This is a genomic window from Bradyrhizobium sp. OK095 (assembly GCF_900109945.1).
In the GTDB taxonomy this organism is placed as follows: Bacteria; Pseudomonadota; Alphaproteobacteria; order Rhizobiales; family Xanthobacteraceae; genus Bradyrhizobium.
In genome coordinates this window covers 158036-175715 of sequence record NZ_FOBX01000013.1, presented here as the reverse complement: position 1 = coordinate 175715, position 17680 = coordinate 158036, and the positions used below count along the sequence as shown (strand labels likewise).

The window sequence follows — 17680 nt, the reverse complement described above, 5'->3', positions numbered from 1 at the left end:
TTCCCTGGACATGATTGATCCGCTCTATGTCGCCTCAGGATTCGGCGTCGGCCTGCTTGTCGGGATGACCGGCGTGGGCGGCGGCTCGTTGATGACGCCGCTGCTGATCCTGCTGTTCGGCGTCCATCCCGCCACCGCCGTCGGCACCGACCTGCTCTATGCCGCGGCGACCAAGACCGGCGGCAGCGTGGTGCATGGCTGGTCGCGCAGCGTGCACTGGCCGGCGGTGCTGCGGCTTGCCTGCGGCAGCATTCCCGCGAGCGCGCTCACGCTGTTCGTGCTGTGGAAGCTCGATCTCAACAGCGACGCCGAGCGCGGCCTGATCAATTTGGTGCTGTGCTTTGCGCTGCTGCTGACCGCCACGTCGTTGATTTTCCGCAAGTCGATCATGGGGCGCTATCGCCGGCGCCTCGAGCAGGTCGACGAGCGCACCACCGCCATTGCGACAATCTTCACCGGCATCGTGCTCGGTGTGCTGGTCTCGATTTCGTCCGTCGGCGCCGGCGCGGTCGGCGTGACCGTGCTGCTGCTGCTCTACCCGCGCCTGCCGATGGCGACCATCGTCGGCTCCGATATCGCGCACGCGGTGCCGCTGACGCTGGTGGCCGGGATCGGACACTGGATGCTCGGGTCGGTCGACTGGGGCCTGATGGGCGTTTTGCTGATGGGCTCGCTGCCCGGCATCATCCTCGGCAGCTACTGCGCGACCCGCGTGCCCGAAACGGTGCTGCGCCTGACGCTTGCCTGCGTCCTCGTCGTGGTCGCCGGCAAGATCCTGTTCGTGGAGTTGAATTTGTCATCCGCGATCGTGACGGCTTTGGCCTGGAGCCATTGAGACCCGACCGGGCGACGGAATCGTAGGGTGGGCAAAGCAGAGCGTGCCCACCATCTCTCTCAATCGCAGAAGCATGATGGGCACGGCGCTCTCGCGCCTTTGCCCACCCTACGGCATCGTAGCCGTTACTCCGCGGTCCAGCCGCCGTCGATCGACAGGTTGGTGCCGGTGATCTGCGCGGCATCATCGCCGCACAGGAACAACGCGAGGGCCGCGACCTGCTCGGACGTCACGAACTCCTTGGTCGGCTGGGCGTCGAGCAGCACGTCGTTGATGACCTGATCGCGCGTGAGGTTGCGGGCCTTCATCGTATCCGGGATCTGCTTCTCCACCAGCGGCGTCCAGACATAGCCGGGGCTGATGCAGTTGCAGGTGATCTTGTTGGTCGCTACTTCCAGCGCCACGGTCTTGGTCAGGCCGGCGATGCCGTGCTTGGCCGAGACGTAGGCCGACTTGAAGGGCGAGGCGACCAGCGAGTGCGCCGACGCCGTGTTGATGATGCGGCCCCAGCCCTTTTTCTTCATGCCGGGGATGGCGGCGCGGATGGCATGGAAGGCCGAGGACAGGTTGATCGCGATGATCTGGTCCCACTTCTCGATCGGGAATTCCTCGATCGGGGAGACGAACTGGATGCCGGCATTGTTGACGAGGATGTCGACCGAGCCGAAGGATTTTTCGCCGAGCGCGATCATCCCGGCGATTTCGACGGGCTTGGTCATGTCGGCGGGCGAATAGACTGCCTTGACGCCGAAATCGGACTCGATCTTCGCGCGCTCCTTCTCGATATCCTCGGGCGAGCCGAAGCCGTTGATGACGACGTTGGCGCCCGCGGCCGCGAAGGCGCGCGCATAGGCAAGGCCAATGCCGCTGGTCGAACCAGTTACGACGGCGTTCTTGCCTGACAGACTACCCATTTTATTCGCTCCTTTTTGGTGGGGGCACGGTGACGTCCCCCGTGAGATCGTAGGTCATCATGGTCTCGCCGGACTGCGGTCGCTCGAGCCAGTCCTTGTGGCGCATCGACAAATGCACGTCGCGCACGCCGCTTTCCCAGTGCTCGACCATGGCAACATGCGAGAAGTCGTAGTCCTTGGACGAGGATTCGTAGTTCTTGCTGCGATAGATCAGGTGCACCACGGTGACCGTGCTCTCACGAGATGCCTTGGCAAGGAACTCGACGGAAGGGTCGTTCTTGAGATAATCGGGCAATTTTGAAATCAGGTCGCGCACCGCCCTGCGGGCGTTGTGCACCTGCTTGTTCTTGTCGGTGTTCATCCGCGTGCGGCTGGAGAAGCGGATGTCCTTCTCGCGCTCCGTGGCCTCCAGCAGCGAGGTCGGCAAATCGCCGCGCGCGCTGAACAGATCCACCTGGAAGATCAGCATGTCGCGATCGACCTCGGCATCGAGCACGTAGTCGAGCGGCGTGTTGGAGGCGATACCGCCGTCCCAATAATGCTCACCCTCGATGACGACGGAAGGAAAGCCCGGCGGCAGCGCGCCGGAGGCCATGATGTGCTCCGGGCCAATCTTCTTGCCGAGCTTCTTGAACTCGTAATTGTCGAAATATTTGAAGTTGCCCGAGGTGACGCCGACCGCGCCGACCGACAGCCGTGTCTTCAAATCGTTGATGCGATCGAAGTCGACCAGCCGCTCCAGCGTCTTCTTCAACGGCGCGGTGTCGTAATAGCTCTGCGCCTGCGGGCTGCCCGGGGGCCAGAGCGGCGCGGGTGGAAGGCGCGGAGTGAAGAAGCCCGGCACGCCGAAAGTCGCGATCAGCGCGGCGCTCGTGGAGTTGAACAGCTCGCGGCTGTGATCGCTCTTGCCGAGAGGCTTCCACGGCACCGGCGCGGAGACCATCTCCCAGAATTCCTTGAGCCGCTTGACGCGGGTCGGGCCTTCATTGCCGGCGATGATGGCGGCGTTGACCGCGCCGATCGAGATGCCGGCGACCCATTCCGGCTCGAAGCCGGCATGGCACAGCGACTGATAGGCGCCGGCCTGATAGGAGCCGAGTGCGCCGCCGCCCTGGAGAACCAGGACGCGTTGCGCATTCGCGGGGACGCTGGCGGATTCCGGACTGGTGTGATCTGTCATATGGGATCAATAGCAGATGGCAGGCCACCGTGGGAGGAGTTCACGGCGGCGTCAATGTATCCCGGGATCAAGTCTGGCTTATCGGGGCTCGGTCGAGGCCAGGATCATGGTCCAGAACACCTTGTACTTGGTGCCCGGAGCATAGCTCGCCGCGATGCCCAATTTTGTGACACCGCCCTTGAGCATGTTGGCGCGGTGGGGGGGCGAGTCGCGCCAGCCGGAAAACGCTTCCGCCAGCGTATGATAGCCGGCGGAGATGTTCTCGACCGCCACGGTCGCCGGGTAGCCGCCGGCGGCAAGGCGTTTGGCCAGGGGCGCGCGGACGTCGTGGTCCATCTTGTTGGCCGCGGCCATGGCGTTGGACTGGGATTCGGCGAGCCGCATCAGATCGGGGTCGATGACGACGGTGCCGAGGGCGTTGTTCTGGCGGTACTGCGAGATCATGATTGCGGCCGCCTGCGCGTCCAGCTTGGAGCCAGGGACGGACATGTCGGCATACATCGACGGCTGCTGGACCGGCGGCTCATTGCCGGCACAGCCGGCGAGCAGCAAAGTGATGAGAATTGCGGCCGCAGCGCGCATGAATCGAGGCCCCCAGATGAAGGGCCGTTGTTGCATACCAACCGTGGCTGAAAGGTGAATTTTGAGGAAAATTTGACCTGTCGGAGGCCGCTCAGGCGCCCGCATATATCCGGTAGCGGCGCGGATTAAGGCCGATCGTGTCGCCGGCGCGCAATTCCCTGTCGCGGGGAGCGTCGATCTCGATGGTCTCGCCGCCCGACAGGGCGACCTCGGCGCGCTGCACCGGGCCGAAATTGCGGACGTGCTGGACGGCGCCCTCGAAGGTGCCGCTGCCGGGCGGACCGACCAGCATGTCATGTCGCCGCACGAACAGTTTTGACGCGCCAGGCGCAAGACCGTCGGCAGCAAGGGCGAGCGGTTGGTCGCCGAGCCTGATCACCCCGCCCTCGACCTGGATCGGCAGCTCGATGGATTCGCCGATGAAGCCGTGGACGAACGCGGTCGCCGGGGTCTCATAGACGTCATCGGGCGAGCCGATCTGCTCGATCCGGCCCTTGTCCATCACGACGACGCGGTTGGCGACTTCGAGCGCCTCCTCCTGGTCGTGGGTGACGAAGATCGAGGTGACGTTGATCTCGTGATGCAGCGAGCGCAGCCACCTCCGCAGCTCCTTGCGTACCTTGGCATCAAGCGCGCCGAAGGGCTCGTCGAGCAGCAGGATGCGCGGCTCGATCGCGAGCGCACGCGCAAGCGCGATGCGCTGGCGCTGGCCACCGGAGAGCTGGCTCGGATAGCGATCGGCGAGCCAGTCGAGCTGCACGAGGTCGAGCAGCTCTTTTACACGTGCACGGATCGCGGCCTCGTCCTTGCGGACCGCGCGCGGCTGGACGCGCAGGCCGAAGGCAACGTTCTCGAACACGGTCATGTGGCGGAACAGCGCGTAGTGCTGGAACACGAAGCCGACGTGACGTTCGCGCGCACCTTGCGCCAGCGCGTCTTCGCCGTTGAAGGCGACGTCGCCGGAGTCGGGCCAATCGAGGCCGGCGATGATCCGCAGCAGCGTGGTCTTGCCGGAGCCGGAGGGGCCGAGCAGCGCCAGCAGCTCGCCGTCATTGACCTTGAGGTCGACGCCGTCGAGGGCTTTAAAGCTGCCGAACTTCTTGACGAGATTTTTGACTTCAATGGTCATTGACGTCTTGTCCTTCGTCGAGGTGATGTTCGAGAACGGTCTTTGCGATCAGCGTGATCAGCGCCAGCATCGCCAGCAGCGAGGCGATCGCGAAGGCCGCGACGAACTGGTACTCGTTGTAGAGAATCTCGACCAGCAGCGGCATCGTGTTGGTCTCGCCGCGGATGTGGCCGGAGACGACCGAGACCGCGCCGAACTCGCCCATCGCGCGCGCATTGCAGAGCAGGACGCCATAGAGCACGCCCCATTTGATGTTGGGCAGCGTGACGCGGAAGAAGGTTTGCAAGCCCGAGGCGCCGAGCGAGACCGCAGCCTCTTCCTCCTGCGTGCCCTGCTCCTGCATCAAGGGGATCAGCGCACGCGCCACGAAGGGGAAGGTCACGAAGGTGGTGGCGAGCGCGATGCCGGGCACCGCGAACAGGATCTGGATGTCGTGATCCCGAAGCCAGCCGCCGAAATAGCCCTGCGCGCCGAACAGCAGCACGAAGACGAGGCCGGAGATCACCGGGCTCACCGAGAACGGCAAATCGATCAGCGTGATCAGGAAGGTCTTGCCCGGGAATTCGAATTTTGCGATCGCCCAGGCGGCAACGAGACCAAAGACGAGATTGAGGCCGACCGAGATCGCCGCCACCAGCAGCGTCAGCTTGATCGCGGATAATGCCTCCGGGTTGGCGAGCGCGGCGAAATAAGCGAGGATTCCCTTCGAGAACGCCTGCGCGAACACCAGAACCAGCGGCAGCACCACGAAGACGGAAAGGAACAGCACCGCCAGCGCAATGATGACGACGCGGACCGCGGGCGGTTCGGTGCGGAGGCTGTCGCGCGCCGCGGCGGCGTGCGCCCGCGCGCGCGCATCGGGCGGGGTCAGAGAGACGGGCTCTGCGATCTGCATCGTCATCGCATCCCCCTCAGCGCGCCGGAATCCGGCTCTGCGCCCAGCGCTGGAGCCGGTTGACGGCGAAGATGATGACGAAGGAGACGACGAGCATGACGACCGCAATCGCCGTCGCGTCGGCATAGCGGAATTCGGAGAGACGGATCACGATCAGCAGCGGCGCGATCTCGGAGACGTTGGGCAGATTGCCGGCAATGAAGATCACCGAACCATATTCACCGACCGCGCGGGCAAAGGCCAGCGCAAGTCCCGTGAGCAGCGCCGGCGCGAGCGAGGGCAGGATCACGCGGATGATGGTCTGCCAGCGACTGGCGCCAAGGCTACCCGCGGCCTCCTCGATCTCGGGATCGAGGTCCTGCAGCACCGGTTGCACCGTGCGCACCACGAAGGGAATGCCGATGAAGATCATGGCGACGAAGATGCCGACCGGCGTGAACGCCACCTTGATGCCGAGTGCGGCGAGCGGCGCGCCCAGCCAGCCCTTCTCGGCAAACAACGCGGTCAGCGCCACGCCGGCCACCGCCGTCGGCAGCGCGAAGGGCACGTCGACGATGGCATCGAAAATTCGGCGGCCGGGAAAGCGGTAGCGCACCAGCGCCCAGACGATGATGCTGCCCATCACGAGATTGACGCAAGCCGCCGCGAAGGCGAGGCCGAAGGAAACCCGCAGCGCATTCAGGGTGCGGCGGCTGGAGATGATGGCCCAGAACTGTTCCGGGCTCAGTTCCAACGATTTGACGAACAACCCGGCGAGTGGAATCAGGATGATGATGGACAGCCAGGACAACGTCAGTCCCATCGTGAGACCGAAGCCCGGAAGAGTCCGTCGTCGTGCTGCGGTTACGCTCACCAGGCCCCCTGTTGCCCCTTCGACAGCGCCCGATCAGTTCTTGTAGATCTGATCGAAGACGCCGCCGTCGGCAAAATGTTCCCTCTGTGCCTTGGTCCAGCCGCCGAAGACGTCGTCGATCGTGAACAGCTCGACCTTTGCGAAGGAGTTTTCATATTTTTTAGCGATCTCGGCATCGCGCGGACGATAGAAGTTGCGCGCGGCGATCTCCTGCCCCTCCTTGGTGTACCAGTACTGGAGGTAGGCGTCGGCGACATTGCGGGTGCCCTTTTTGTCGGCAACCTTGTCGACGATCGTAACCGGCGGCTCGGCGAGGATCGACAGCGGCGGTGCCACGATCTCGAATTTCTCCGGACCGAACTCCTTCAGCGCGAGATAAGCCTCGTTCTCCCAGGCGAGCAGTACGTCGCCGACGCCGCGCTCGACAAAGGTCACTGTCGCGCCACGCGCGCCGGTGTCGAGCACCGGCACCTGCTGGAACAGCTTTCCGATGAACTCCTTGGCCTTGTCGACCGAGCCGTATTTCTTCTGCGCAAAGCCCCAGGCCGCCAGATAATTCCAGCGCGCGCCGCCCGATGTCTTCGGGTTCGGCGTGATCACGGCAACGCCCGGCTTGAGCAGATCGTCCCAGTCCTTGATGACCTTGGGATTGCCCTTGCGCACCAGGAACACGATGGTCGAGGTGTAGGGTGATGAATTCTGCGGCAGACGCTTCTGCCAGTCGGCCGCGGTAAGACCCTTGCCGGCGATGGCGTCGATGTCATAGGCGAGCGCCAGCGTCACCACGTCGGCCTGCAATCCGTCGATGACCGCGCGTGCCTGGGAACCGCTGCCGCCATGCGACTGCTTGATCTCGACGCTCTTGCCGGTTTCCTTCTGATAGGCAGCCGCGAACGACTTGTTGAACTCGGCATAGAGCTCGCGCGTCGGATCGTACGACACGTTCAAGAGGTTGATATCAGCAGCGAAAGCCGCGCTTGCCAACAAACCCGTCGCGAGAAGTCCTGCAGCGAGCGGAACGATACGGCGCATCATGTCCATCTCCATTCACTTCGATGACGTCAATGTCAGCGAAGGCATGCAGGCGAAACTCGTGGCGAAACGCTCTCAAGTCAACGGAACCGGATTTTCTTGTTCGCTAGCTCGCAGCGCGGCTGTGCTACGAAGTCTTCATCGTGTGGATGCCGCATTCTGTCTTGGCCCGTCCGCGCCAGCGACCGGCGCGCTCATCCTCGCCCGCAGTCGTTCTGCTCGTGCAAGGCATACACCCAACCGACAGAAAACCGGAGGCGGCCAGTGGATGACGCGGCAATTTGGCGCGGACGAAGATCGCCTCGAGTTCCTCGCGCGACACATTGGCGAAGGGATTGAACTTCAGCCGCGCGCCGTCGTCCTCGACCACGGAAATGCCGGTCCGCGCATTGCCCTGAAAGCGCTTGCGGCCGTTGAGCCAGGCATCGAACGGTTTTAGCGCGCGCGCCAGCGGCTCGACTTTGCGAATGCGGCAGCAGGCGTCGGGATCGGAGAACCAGAGGTCGCGATCGGCATCCTCGCGCGACAGCGTCTCTTCCGCTGGCTTGATTGAGCGAACATCCTTCAAGCCGAGCGTTGCGATCAGCGTGTCGCGATAGGCCAGCGTCTCCTCGAACAGCCAACCGGTATCGAGGAAGATCACCGGAATCGCCGGATCGACGTCCGCCATCACCTTGAGCAGCGTCGCCGATTCCGTGCCGAAGGACGACACCAGCGCAAGCTTCTCGCGCCCGACCGTCTTCAGCGCCGCGGCAATGACTTCCGCGGGCGAGGCATCGCGCAAGGCGCGATCAAGCTCCTCCGCCGAGGGCAGCGCAGAGACGGACACTGACGAGACCTGGGGCGCGACTGCGTTCACGTGCCGACACCCTCGGAGTGACGCAGCTGCATGCGCCGGTGCAGCGCCGTGATGCGACCATCGCCGGTCGGCTGATAGAACACCGAATAGCGTTTTGCGGTCAGCATGAAGGCTTCCGCGTCGGCCTGCTTCTTGACCTCGAAGGAATCGAAGCCGGCGCGCAGCATGAACACGAACTGATCGCGCAGCACCTGACCGGTGGCACGCAGATCGCCGCGATAGCCGTAACGCTCACGCAGCAGCCGCGCCTGGCTGTAGGCGCGTCCATCGCGGAAGTTCGGGAACACCAATGCAACGGTGGCGATCTTGCCGAGATAGGGCACGAGCTCCGCGATGTCGCGGTTGTTCGGCCAGATCACGCCGACCTTGCCAGCTCGCTTGAGCAGCGCATCGGCATCGCTCAGGAAGCGCTCGGCCGGCACCAGGATGTCGCCGCTCTCGGGCAGCGGCGTGTCGACGGCGAGTTTCACAAAACTGTCGTCGGCGATCTTTCCGCCGTTAACGAGTGGCATAGACGCGCTCCTTGAAGGGTTCGACGCCGAGGCGTTTTACGGTGTCGACGAACAGCTCCTCCGGACGCTCGCGCAGCGCCAGATAGGCTTCCACGATGTCCTCGACGACGTCGGCGACCTCGTCGAACTTGACGCCGGGGCCGATGAGGTTGCCGAGCGCGGCGCTCTCGTCGGCACGGCCGCCGATAGTGATCTGGTAGACCTCCTCGCCGTTCTTCTCGACGCCGAGAATGCCGATATGGCCGACATGATGATGGCCGCAGGCATTGATGCAGCCGGAGATGTTGATGTGGAGACGGCCGATCAGATTGGCCAACTCGTGATTGGCAAAGCGCCGCGTCAGCTCCTGCGCGATCGGGATCGAGCGCGCATTCGCCAGCGAGCAGTAATCCAGACCCGGGCAGGCGATGATGTCGGTGATCAGATTGACGTTCGGCGTCGCGAGGCCAAGCTTGTCGAGCGCCTTCCACAGTGCCGGCAGATCGCGCTTGGCGACATGCGGAAGAGCCAGATTCTGCTCGTGGCCGACGCGAAGTTCACCGAAGGAGTATTTGTCGGCGAGATCGGCCAGCGCATCCATCTGCTCGGCGGTCGCATCGCCCGGAGGCGCGCCGATCGGCTTCAGCGAGATCGTGACGATGGAGTAGCCCGGGTTCTTGTGCGGGGCGACCGAGTTCTTGCGCCAGGCTTCGAAATCAGGCTCGGCTGCGGCCTGCCGCAACTCGTCAGGCATGTGCGGCAGCTTCTCGTAGGCGGGATAGATGAAGCGCGAGCGGATATCCTCAATCACCTCGTCGTCGATCTGGAGCGAGGAGTTACGAAGGTGCTGCCACTCCTCCTCGACCTCGCGGGAGAATTTCTCGATACCTAGCTCGTGCACCAGGATCTTGATCCGTGCCTTGTAGATGTTGTCGCGGCGGCCGTACTGATTGTAGACGCGCAGGATCGCCTCGATATAGCTCAGGAGATCGCGGCCGTGGACGAAGTGCTTGATGGTCTTGCCGATGAACGGCGTGCGACCCAAGCCGCCGCCGACCAGCACCTCAAAACCGGTCTCACCCTTCTCGCTCTTGATCAGGCGCAGGCCGATATCGTGGACCTTGATCGCCGCGCGATCGTGGTCCGACGCAGTGATGGCGATCTTGAACTTGCGCGGCAGGAACGAGAATTCCGGATGCAGCGTCGTATGCTGGCGGATCAGCTCCGACCAGATGCGGGGATCCTCGATCTCGCCGGGCGCGACACCGGCCCACTGGTCGGACGTGACGTTGCGCATGTTGTTGCCGGAGGTCTGCATCGCGTGGATGCCGACCTCCGCGAGGTCGGCCAGCGCATCCGGGAGGTCCGAAAGCTTGATCCAGTTGAACTGGATGTTCTGGCGCGTGGTGAAATGGCCGTAGCCGCGGTCGTATTTGCGCGCGACATGGGCAAGCTGCCGCAACTGGTTCGACGCCAGCGTCCCATAGGGGATGGCGACGCGGAACATGTAGGCGTGCAGTTGCAGATAGACGCCGTTCTGCAAGCGCAGCATCTTGAATTCGTCCTCGGTGAGTTCGCCCGAAAGGCGGCGCTGCACCTGGTCGCGGAATTCCGAGACGCGCTCGTTGACAAGCGTGCGGTCGATTTCGTCGTAAGCATACATTGAAGCGTGCCTTAACCCTGAGCCGGCAGCTCGATGGTGACGCCGGCCTTGCGAATCTGTTCGCGCAGGTTGCCCGGCTCGATCACACCATCATCGCCGACCTGCACCGGTGCGATATAGGGACCGATCGCGCCGACGTCATCGGCAACGGCCTCGGCGAGCAACACTTTCGCCTCGTCGGAGTTGCGCACGATTGCGGCATCGGCCAGCTCCGCCGACCAGCCCTTGTTGGCGGTGCGGTAGACGACGATGCCGTCCCAGGTGCGGTTGGCGGTCACGATGGAGGGACCGGCGATCTTGATTTTCTGTTGCAGTGGGGAGGTCATTCGGCAGCATCCAGGAGGTCAGAGATGATTTGCTTGGGTGTTTGGCGGCGAAGCGAACCGGCATGCCGGACCACGTCGCCGATGATGAGGATGGCAGGACCGCCATGGGTCCGCTGCACCAGCTCGGGCAGGTCGCGCAGCGTACCGATCGCGCCCTGCGCATCCGGACGCGTGACGCGGGCGAACACACCGACCGGCGTCTCCGGCGAGCGGCCGGCGGCGAACAGGCCGGCGCGGATGGCGGGTGCAGCGCTCATGCCCATGTAGACCACGACTGTCATTCTGGTGTCGGTCAGCGTCGACCAGTCCACCGCTTCCGCATCGCGCGCCTTGTGCGCGGTGAGGAAGGTGATGCGGGTCGCTTCATGACGGTAGGTGAGCGGCACCTCGAAATCGGCGGCACCGCCGAGGCCCGCGGTGATGCCGGGAATGATCGAATAGGCGATGCCGGCGGCGCGCAGCGCTTCGACCTCTTCGCCGCCGCGGCCGAACACGAAGGGATCGCCACCCTTGAGACGCACGACGCGCTGGCCGGATTGCGCGGCCTCGATCATGCGCTTGTTGATGGCATCCTGGCCGATGCCGGGCTTGCCGATACGGCGACCGACAGCAACCCGCGTGGTATCGCGGCGGATGCGGTCGAGAATCTCGGGCGAGACCAGTTCGTCATGAAAGACGATATCGGCATCCTGCAACGCGCGCAGCGCCTTGATGGTGAGCAGATCGGGATCGCCGGGACCCGCGCCGACCAGCACGACCGAGCCTTCCGGCTTGTCGGCGCGCGCGAATTCGGACGGATTGGAAATCGCCTTGAGCGCCGCATCCGCCTCGTCCTTGCGGCCGGCGAGCACGGCGGCGCCGATCGGACCGTCGATCACGCGCTCCCAGAAGCGGCGGCGCAGCGGAAACTCGGCAATGCGCTCGTTAATGGATTTGCGGAAGCCGCCGATGAACTCGGCGAGCTCGCCGATGCGCGCCGGCAGCAGCGCCTCGATCTTCTCGCGCACGCGCCGTGCCACCACCGGCGAGGTGCCGCCGGTGCCGACCGCGACCACGACGTCGTCGCGGTCGACGATTGCCGGGAAGATGAAGCTGGAATGTTCGAGATCGTCCATGACGTTGACGGGCAGGCCGAGCGACTTCGCCCGCGCCGACATCGCCACACCGACGTCGCCTGCGCCCGCGCAGACGACGGCGATGACACCTGAGAGATCGGCGGTCAGCGGATCGCCGGCCGCGATCTCGATGCGCGCCGCCTCCCCAAGGCCCAGATCCTGATTGCCGTCGATCGCATGCACGCGGAGGCACGCGCCGGCAGCGGCGAGCACGCGCAGTTTTGCGCGCAAAAGCTCACCCGCGCCGATGAGGACCACCGGACCGGCCTTGAGATCGAGGAACACCGGCAAGAACCGCATGCGATACTCGCTTCCCCCACATCCGGGGTTGACTGGAATTATTTTCTATATATGTGTCGTTTCGAGCGCGCAAAGAGAAAATTTCTTCTTCTCTTCCGCAGTGCAACTATAGAATTTTCGCCTCCAAACGCAAAGTGGCAGAGATGCATCTTCTCAGGACCGATTCCGGTGCAGATGGACGGGACTCCCGCCCCCCCGTTTCCGAGCAAATTCCAGTCGGGCTGACCACCCCCAGCATGGACCATCTGGACCAGTTGGAGGCGCAGAGCATCTACATCTTCCGCGAGGCGTTTGGCCGTTTGAAGAAGATTGCCCTGCTGTGGTCGCTCGGCAAGGACTCCAATGTGATGATCTGGCTGGCGCGCAAGGCGTTCTTCGGCCGGCTGCCGTTCCCGGCCCTCCATGTCGATACCGGCAAGAAGTTTCCGGAGATGTACCGCTTCCGCGACCATTACGGAAAAGAGTGGGACCTGGACCTGCGCGTCGAGCCCTGCCCGCCCATCGATGCCGTCGACCCAACACTGCCGCCAGCTGCCCGTTCCGCCGCGCGCAAGACCGAGGGCCTCAAGATGGCGCTCGGCAAATACGGCTTTGATGGCCTGATCGCCGGCATCCGCCGCGACGAGGAAGCCACCCGCGCCAAGGAGCGCGTGTTCTCGCCGCGCGGTCTCGAAGGCAATTGGGACGTGCGCGACCAGCCGCCGGAGTTCTGGGATCATTTCAATGCGTCGCCGCCGCAGGGCGCTCACTTACGCATCCATCCGATCCTGCATTGGACCGAGTCCGATATCTGGGCCTACACCAAGCGCGAGAACATCCCGATCATCCCGCTCTATCTCTCGCAAAACGGCAAACGTTACCGCTCGCTGGGCGATCAGGACATCACCAATCCGGTCGCTTCGACCGCGTCGAACATCGACGAGATCCTGATCGAGCTCGAGCAGACCAAGGTGCCGGAGCGCGCCGGCCGTGCGCTCGACCACGAGACCGAGGACGCCTTCGAGCGCCTGCGCGTCGCCGGCTATCTCTGATTCCCAAGGACGCGAGCGCGATATGAACATGATCGTCACCCCGGCCTCGCCCGCCACCCCGAACGGCACGACGTCGATGCCAAATGGCACGACGAGACCGCAGGTCCGCATCGTCATCGTCGGTCATGTCGACCACGGCAAGTCGACGCTGGTCGGTCGTCTCCTGCACGAGACCGGCAGCCTCCCCGACGGCAAGCTCGAGATGCTGAAGGCCGTCAGCGCGCGGCGCGGCATGCCGTTCGAATGGTCGTTCCTGCTCGACGCGCTCCAGACCGAGCGCGACCAGGGCATCACCATCGACACCACGCAGATCCGATTCCGCACCAATTCGCGCGACATCGTGCTGATCGACGCGCCCGGCCACGCCGAATTCTTGCGCAACATGATCACCGGGGCGTCGCAGGCCGACGGCGCAGTGCTGATCATCGACGCGCTCGAAGGCGTGCGCGACCAGACCCGGCGGCACGGCTATCTGCTGCATCTGCTGGGCGTGAAGCAGGTCGCGGTCGTCGTCAACAAGATGGACCGCGTCGACTTCTCCGCCGATCGCTTCAAGGAGATCAGTGACGAGATCTCGGCGCATTTGCAGGGCCTCGGCGTCAAGCCCACGGCCGTGATCCCGATTTCCGCGCGTGACGGCGACGGCGTCGCCGAGCGTACCGACCGGATCGGCTGGTACAAGGGACCGACCGTGGTCGAAGCGCTGGATCAGCTCGAACCGGCGCGGCCGCTGGAAGCATTGGCGCTGCGGCTGCCGGTGCAGGCGATCTACAAGTTCGACGACCGCCGCATCGTCGCGGGCCGGATCGAATCCGGCAGCCTGATTGCCGGCGACGAGGTCGTGATCATGCCGGCCGGCAAGATCGCGAAGATCAAGACGGTCGAAAGCTGGCCGGTGACGCCGGTCGCTGGACGCCAAGGCGCAGGCCGCTCGGTCGGCATCACGCTCGACCGCGAATTGTTCCTCGAGCGCGGCGACATCATCGCGCATGCCAACGCCGCCCCGCGCGAGACCCGGCGGCTGCGTGCGCGCATCTTCTGGCTGCACGACAAGCCGCTCGCCAAGGGCGACCAGTTGCTGGTCCGCTGCGGACCGAAGGAAAGCCGCGCCACCGTCGTCGCCATCGAGAAGGCCGTCGATCCCGGCGAGCTGTCGAGCGTCGAGAACAAGGCGATCGGCCGCAACCATGTCGGCGAGATCGACATTTCCCTCTCCAATCCGATCGCGACCGATCCCTACACCGAAAATCCGCGCACCGGCCGTCTGGTGATCGAGGTCTCCGGGCGCATCGCCGGCGGCGGTCTCGTGCTGTCGGTCGATGCCGGCCAGCGTGCCGTGCCTGTCGACATCGTGCCGGTGGAATCCGCGCTGCGGCTGGATGAGCGCTCCGCGCGCTATCGCCACAACGGCGCCGTGGTCTGGCTCACCGGCCTGCCGGCCTCCGGCAAGTCGACCTTGGCCAAGGCACTGGAGCGGCGTCTCTTCACCAATGGCGGCTCGCCGATCCTGCTCGACGGCGACACGCTGCGTGCGGGCCTCAACAGCGATCTCGGCTTCTCCGCCGCCGACCGCAGCGAGAACATCCGCAGGCTTGCGGAAGTCGCGACGCATCTCGCCCGCAATGGCCATATCGCCATCGTCGCGGCCGTCTCGCCTGCCCGCGAAGACCGCGCCACCGCCCGCCGCATCGCCGACACCGCGTTCCGTGAGATCCATGTCGCGACGCCGGCCGGAATCTGCGAGGAGCGCGACCCCAAGGGCCACTACAAGAAGGCCCGCGCCGGCGCGCTTGCCTCCTTTACGGGCATCGGCAACGATTACGAGACGCCGCAGGCCGCCGAGCTCGTGATCGATACCTCGGCACGGACGGTTTCGGATGCGGCCGACGAGATCGAGCAGATGCTGAAGACAACCGGCGTGCTGTTCGACGAAGTCGTGGACCTCGCCGCGAATATTTGAGGCTGTCCTGGTCCCGCTGTCGTCGTCCGGCTTGACCGGGCGACCCAGTATTCCACCGACAGCAGTGATTGAGCCGAGAAGCCGCGGCGTACTGGATTCCCCGCCTTCGCGGGGAATGACAGCGGTGCGTGGGGCCCCGCCCATTCCTTGACATTTTGACAGACGTTGGGGGTCTTCTCACCGCCCCGATTTTGGGGCTAATAGGTCCTGAAAGCTGCCCCGCGTGGGCGCATTTTGCTGCTGTCGGGTCAAAGCAGCCAAAAACAGCCATTTCCAACAAGAAAGACCATCATGAAACGCGTCGATGCCCACGGATTGAGAATCGCTCCCGTCCTGTTCGATTTCATCGCCAAGGAAGCGGCCCCGAAAACGGGGATCGCGCCGGATGCGTTCTGGGCAGGCGTCGCAGGCATCATCAGGGAATTGGGGCCGAAGAACCGCGCGCTGCTCGCCGTGCGTGACACGCTGCAGGCCAAGATCGACGACTGGCACCGCGCCAGCAAGGGCAAGGCGTTCGACCTCGACGTCTATACCGCGTTCCTGAAGGAGATCGGCTATCTCGTCCCGGAGCCGGCGACGCAGAAGGTCGAGACCGCCAATGTCGACGAAGAGATCGGCAAGATCTGCGGTCCGCAGCTGGTCGTGCCGCTGACCAATGCACGCTACGCGCTGAACGCGGCGAATGCGCGCTGGGGTTCGCTCTATGATGCCTTCTACGGCACCGACGCGATCCCGCACGATCAGTCCGAGAGCGGCAAGGGCTACAACAAGGCGCGCGGCGACAAGGTGATCGCGAAGGCAAAAGCCTTCCTCGATGCCGCCGCTCCGCTGGCGACCGGCAGCCACACCGACGTCACCGCCTACAGCGTCGTCGCGGGCCAGCTCGCGGTGAAGCTGAAGAGCGGCAACGCCACCGCGCTGAAGAACGCCGTGCAGTTCGCCGGCTTCCAGGGCGATGCGGCCGCGCCGAGCGCGGTGCTGCTCGCCAATAACGGCCTGCATGTCGAGGTGAAGATCGACCGCAGCAGCGTTATCGGCAAGGACGATCCGGCCGGCGTCGCCGACATGATCATGGAATCTGCCGTGTCGACCATCCTCGACATGGAGGACTCGGTTGCCGCTGTCGATGCCGAGGACAAGGTGCTGGTCTATCGCAACACGCTCGGCCTGATGAACGGCACGCTGTCGGCGGACTTCGAAAAAGGCGGCAAGACGCTGACGCGTTCGCTCAACGCCGACCGCTCCTACAAGACGCCTGATGGCAAGGGCGAAGTAAAGCTGCACGGCCGCAGCCTGCTCTTGATGCGCAATTGCGGTCACCACATGTTCACCGACGCGGTGCTGGACGACAAGGGCGAAGAGATTCCGGAAGGCCTGCTCGATGCCGCCGTGTCGGGGCTCCTTGCCATTCATGACTTGAAAGGCGGCTCCAAGACCAAGAACAGCCGCACGGGATCTGCCTATATCGTCAAGCCGAAGATGCACGGCCCCGACGAAGTGTCGCTGACCTGCGAGATATTCGATCACGTCGAGAAGATGCTAGGGCTGCCGGAGAACACGCTCAAGGTCGGCATCATGGACGAGGAGCGGCGCACCACCGTCAATCTCAAGGCCTGCATCCAGCGCGCCTCCAAGCGCATCATGTTCATCAACACCGGCTTCCTCGACCGCACCGGCGACGAGATCCACACCTCGATGGAAGCGGGTCCGATGATCCGCAAGAACGAGATGAAGGCGCAGGCCTGGATCAAGGCCTATGAGGACTGGAACGTCGACATGGGCCTGATCGACGGCCTGCCCGGCCATGCCCAGATCGGCAAGGGTATGTGGGCTGCGCCCGACAAGATGGCGGACATGCTGACGCAGAAGCTCGCGCATCCGCAGGCCGGCGCCACCACCGCGTGGGTGCCCTCGCCGACGGCTGCGACCCTGCATGCGCTGCACTACCATCAGGTCAACGTGACCGCGCGGCAGCAAGAACTGACCAAGGGCGGTCCACGCGCAAAGCTGTCCGACATCCTCACCATTCCGGTGTCGCAGTCGAACTGGGCGCCCGACGACGTCAAGCAGGAGATCGACAACAACTGCCAGGGCATCCTGGGTTACGTCGTGCGCTGGATCGACCAGGGCGTCGGCTGCTCCAAGGTGCCTGACATCCACGATGTCGGCCTGATGGAAGACCGCGCGACATTGCGCATCTCCAGCCAGCATCTTGCCAACTGGCTGCACCAGGGCGTCATCACCGAAGCGCAGGTGATGGAATCGCTCAAGCGCATGGCCGTCGTCGTCGACAACCAGAACGCTGGCGATGCCATCTACAAGCCGATGGCGCCCGCCTTCGACGGTGTCGCCTTCAAGGCGGCCAGCGACCTCATCTTCAAGGGGCGCGAGCAGCCGAACGGTTACACCGAATACATCCTCACCGCGCGCCGCCGCGAGGCGAAGGCGGCGGGTTGATTGCGATCATTCGAACACCGAAAGCCCCGGCTCGCGCCGGGGCTTTTTTGTTTGAGCA

At 64.3% G+C, this 17680-nt stretch carries 16 protein-coding genes; 4 read left to right on the top strand and 12 right to left on the bottom strand.

Annotated elements, in window-relative coordinates; all coding sequences use genetic code 11:
- Positions 1 to 10 precede the first annotated feature (10 nt).
- Positions 11 to 835 (top strand): sulfite exporter TauE/SafE family protein, encoded by an 825-nt coding sequence (locus BMW89_RS29645; RefSeq protein ID WP_092032260.1) that lies wholly within the window; start codon positions 11 to 13, stop codon positions 833 to 835.
- A 125-nt stretch (positions 836 to 960) separates the two neighbouring features.
- Here the strand turns inward: BMW89_RS29645 and BMW89_RS29640 are convergent, their stop codons facing one another.
- The 12 genes from BMW89_RS29640 to cysG all read right to left on the bottom strand — a co-directional run bounded on the left by BMW89_RS29640 (position 961) and on the right by cysG (position 12174).
- Positions 961 to 1749 carry a 3-hydroxybutyrate dehydrogenase gene (locus BMW89_RS29640; protein WP_092032258.1) on the bottom strand — a complete coding sequence of 263 codons (789 nt, stop codon included), beginning with the start codon at positions 1747 to 1749 and terminating at the stop codon, positions 961 to 963.
- A gap of 1 nt (position 1750) precedes the next feature.
- Positions 1751 to 2929, bottom strand: coding sequence for a DUF3734 domain-containing protein (locus BMW89_RS29635; protein WP_092032254.1), 1179 nt, complete (start codon positions 2927 to 2929; stop codon positions 1751 to 1753).
- 78 nt (positions 2930 to 3007) lie between these two features.
- A complete protein-coding gene (locus BMW89_RS29630) occupies positions 3008 to 3511 on the bottom strand; it encodes a CAP domain-containing protein (protein ID WP_092032251.1) in 504 nt (167 codons plus the stop codon).
- A 91-nt stretch (positions 3512 to 3602) separates the two neighbouring features.
- On the bottom strand, positions 3603 to 4640 hold the full coding sequence (locus BMW89_RS29625) for a sulfate/molybdate ABC transporter ATP-binding protein (RefSeq protein ID WP_092032247.1): 1038 nt from the start codon (positions 4638 to 4640) through the stop codon (positions 3603 to 3605).
- Positions 4630 to 5541, bottom strand: coding sequence for a sulfate ABC transporter permease subunit CysW (gene cysW, locus BMW89_RS29620; protein WP_092032243.1), 912 nt, complete (start codon positions 5539 to 5541; stop codon positions 4630 to 4632). Before cysW ends, BMW89_RS29625 begins: the two co-directional genes overlap by 11 nt.
- A 10-nt stretch (positions 5542 to 5551) precedes the next feature.
- A complete protein-coding gene (gene cysT / locus BMW89_RS29615) occupies positions 5552 to 6388 on the bottom strand; it encodes a sulfate ABC transporter permease subunit CysT (protein WP_177196406.1) in 837 nt (278 codons plus the stop codon).
- 33 nt (positions 6389 to 6421) lie between these two features.
- Complete coding sequence (locus BMW89_RS29610; protein ID WP_092032237.1) at positions 6422 to 7435, bottom strand: sulfate ABC transporter substrate-binding protein; 1014 nt, start codon at positions 7433 to 7435, stop codon at positions 6422 to 6424.
- A 112-nt stretch (positions 7436 to 7547) separates the two neighbouring features.
- On the bottom strand, positions 7548 to 8279 hold the full coding sequence (locus BMW89_RS29605) for a phosphoadenylyl-sulfate reductase (RefSeq protein WP_092032235.1): 732 nt from the start codon (positions 8277 to 8279) through the stop codon (positions 7548 to 7550).
- Positions 8276 to 8791 (bottom strand): DUF934 domain-containing protein, encoded by a 516-nt coding sequence (locus BMW89_RS29600; protein WP_092032231.1) that lies wholly within the window; start codon positions 8789 to 8791, stop codon positions 8276 to 8278. The genes BMW89_RS29605 and BMW89_RS29600 overlap by 4 nt, the downstream gene beginning before the upstream one ends.
- Positions 8778 to 10433: a nitrite/sulfite reductase gene (locus BMW89_RS29595; protein ID WP_092032228.1), complete on the bottom strand. Its 1656-nt coding sequence runs from the start codon at positions 10431 to 10433 to the stop codon at positions 8778 to 8780. Before BMW89_RS29595 ends, BMW89_RS29600 begins: the two co-directional genes overlap by 14 nt.
- An 11-nt stretch (positions 10434 to 10444) precedes the next feature.
- On the bottom strand, positions 10445 to 10759 hold the full coding sequence (locus BMW89_RS29590) for a DUF2849 domain-containing protein (RefSeq protein ID WP_092032224.1): 315 nt from the start codon (positions 10757 to 10759) through the stop codon (positions 10445 to 10447).
- Positions 10756 to 12174, bottom strand: a complete 1419-nt coding sequence (gene cysG / locus BMW89_RS29585; protein ID WP_092032220.1) for a siroheme synthase CysG — start codon at positions 12172 to 12174, stop codon at positions 10756 to 10758. Before cysG ends, BMW89_RS29590 begins: the two co-directional genes overlap by 4 nt.
- Before the next feature lie 236 nt (positions 12175 to 12410).
- On the opposite strand from cysG, the gene cysD reads away from it, so the two are divergent.
- From cysD to BMW89_RS29570, 3 genes are all read left to right on the top strand, one after another.
- Positions 12411 to 13205 carry a sulfate adenylyltransferase subunit CysD gene (cysD, locus tag BMW89_RS29580; protein ID WP_092032217.1) on the top strand — a complete coding sequence of 265 codons (795 nt, stop codon included), beginning with the start codon at positions 12411 to 12413 and terminating at the stop codon, positions 13203 to 13205.
- Between the two features lie 22 nt (positions 13206 to 13227).
- Positions 13228 to 15165, top strand: a complete 1938-nt coding sequence (gene cysC / locus BMW89_RS29575) for an adenylyl-sulfate kinase (protein WP_092032214.1) — start codon at positions 13228 to 13230, stop codon at positions 15163 to 15165.
- A gap of 291 nt (positions 15166 to 15456) precedes the next feature.
- A complete protein-coding gene (locus BMW89_RS29570) occupies positions 15457 to 17622 on the top strand; it encodes a malate synthase G (RefSeq protein WP_092032209.1) in 2166 nt (721 codons plus the stop codon).
- Positions 17623 to 17680: the final 58 nt, after the last annotated feature.